This window comes from Paenibacillus sp. YIM B09110, assembly GCF_037167145.1.
GTDB lineage: Bacteria > Bacillota > Bacilli > Paenibacillales > Paenibacillaceae > Pristimantibacillus.
Map to the genome: position 1 here is coordinate 1 of NZ_JBANSP010000074.1, position 530 is coordinate 530.

Consider the following 530-nt stretch of genomic DNA (forward strand, 5'->3'; position numbering starts at 1 on the left):
CAGTGGTACAGCAACACGACGAACAGTACGTCCGGAGGCACGCTTGTGAGCGGAGCGAGCAGCGCGAGCTATAACGCACCGACGACAGCAGCGGGAACGAAGTACTACTATGTCGTGGTGACGAACACGAATGCGAGCGTGAATGGGACGAAGACGGCGACCGCGACAAGTAATGTTGTCTTGGTGACGGTGAACGCGATTATGAATGCGGCAACGCCGACTATAGGAACGCAGCCGACGGCTACGACGGTGAACGTGGGTGGAACGGCGACGCTTAGCGTGGCGGCCAGCGTCAGTGATGGCGGAGTGCTCAGCTACCAGTGGTACAGCAACACGACGAACAGCACTTCCGGCGGCACGCTGCTGAGCGGAGCGACGAGCGCGAGCTATAACGCGCCGACAACAGCGGCCGGCACGAAGTACTACTATGTCGTGGTGACGAACACGAATGCGAGCGTGAACGGCACGAAGACCGCGACGGCGACGAGCAACGTCGTGCTGGTGACGGTGAACGCCATCGTGAACGCGGC

Annotated in this window: 1 pseudogene; it reads left to right on the plus strand. The window is 60.9% G+C overall.

From position 1 onward, the window contains the following. Positions 1-530: pseudogene (locus V8F51_RS31510) on the plus strand (cell surface glycoprotein); the annotation flags it as partial.